The organism is Salipiger sp. HF18, from assembly GCF_011806505.1.
Taxonomy (GTDB): domain Bacteria; phylum Pseudomonadota; class Alphaproteobacteria; order Rhodobacterales; family Rhodobacteraceae; genus Salipiger; species Salipiger thiooxidans.
This window is the reverse complement of record NZ_JAATOS010000777.1, coordinates 1-1,250: the sequence shown is the minus strand read 5'-3', so window position 1 is coordinate 1,250 and position 1,250 is coordinate 1. Positions and strand designations below refer to the sequence as shown.

2 protein-coding genes are annotated in these 1,250 nt (G+C 69.8%); one reads left to right on the top strand and one right to left on the bottom strand.

Going from position 1 to position 1,250, the window contains the following annotated elements; all coding sequences use genetic code 11:
• Positions 1 to 505 (bottom strand): FAD-binding oxidoreductase (locus tag HC022_RS26840; protein WP_167454408.1); only part of this gene is annotated, 505 nt, incomplete at its 3' end.
• 74 nt (positions 506 to 579) lie between these two features.
• Between HC022_RS26840 and HC022_RS26835 the strand changes: the two genes are divergently transcribed.
• A partial coding sequence (locus HC022_RS26835; protein ID WP_167454407.1) for a chloride channel protein occupies positions 580 to 1,250 on the top strand: 671 nt, incomplete at its 3' end.

Here is a 1,250-nt window from a genome sequence, read left to right as displayed (position 1 = left end):
CCAGCACCACCTGCAGGCCCAGCACGTTGTCACGCATGGTGCCGTAGCGCACCGCCGTGGTGCCCGAGGCGCGGGTCATCGCCATGCCGCCGAGGCTCGCGTTGGCGCCGGGGTCGACGGGGAAGAACAGCCCCGTGGCGCGCAGCTCCTCGTTCAGCGCCTCGCGGGTGACGCCGGGCTGCACCGTCACGTCCATGTCCGCGGGTCGGATCTCGAGCACCTTGTTCATGCGCGAGAAGTCGACGACCACGCCGCCCCTCACCGCGAGTCCGTGGCCCTCGAGCGAGGTGCCGGCGCCCCAGCCCACCATCGGGCAGCCGTGCCCGGCGCAGATATTCACCAGAGCCTGCACCTCGGCGAGGGTCTCGGGATACGCCACCGCGTCCGGGTCGGTCTGTGGGAAATAGGACTCGGAGCGTCCGTGATGCGCCAGTTCGGACTTGGACCGGCTCAGCCGTTCGCCTAGGAGTGGGGCAAGAGCGTCAAGGGCTTTGGCGATGGTCATCAGCTACCTCCGGGGACTTCGGGGGCGACCTTATACGCGCCTGTCGCCCTGCGAAAGCCAAAGGGGACCTGGGAATGTTGCGGGCGTTTTCCCGCCAGTGGCACGAGTTGCGCGGCACCTGCGGGCGAAGCTGGGACATGCTGCGCCACAAGGCTCCGGGGCAGGTCACGTTCTGGCTCATCGCGCTGGTCGTGGGCGCGGCGGCAGGTGCCTCGGCGGTGATTTTCCGGTTCGGCATCAACCGCTTGCAGGCGGCGCTTTACGGCACGGAAGACGTCAACACGCTGGCCAGCTTCGCCCGTGAACTGCCCTGGGTCTGGGTGCTGCTGATCCCCGTCGCGGGCGGGCTCGTGGTGGGCGTGATCCTGCAGTACTTCACCCCCGACGGGCGGGTACGCTCGGTCTCGGACGTGATTGAGGGCGCCGCGCTCAACGACGGACGGGTCGAGAAGAAGGCGGGAATCGCGTCGGCGCTCTGTTCGTGGATCACCCTCTCGACCGGTGGCTCGACGGGTCGCGAGGGGCCGGTGGTGCATATCGCGGCGATGATCTCGTCCTGGGTCGCCAACCGGCTGCGCGTCGACGGCATCACCGGGCGCGACCTGCTGGGCTGCGCCGTGGCCGCCGCCGTCTCGGCCAGCTTCAACGCGCCCATCGCCGGCGCGCTCTTCGGGCTCGAGGTGGTGCTGCGCCACTTCGCGCTGCACGCGTTTGCGCCCATCGTGGTGGCCAGCGCCGCCGGCAC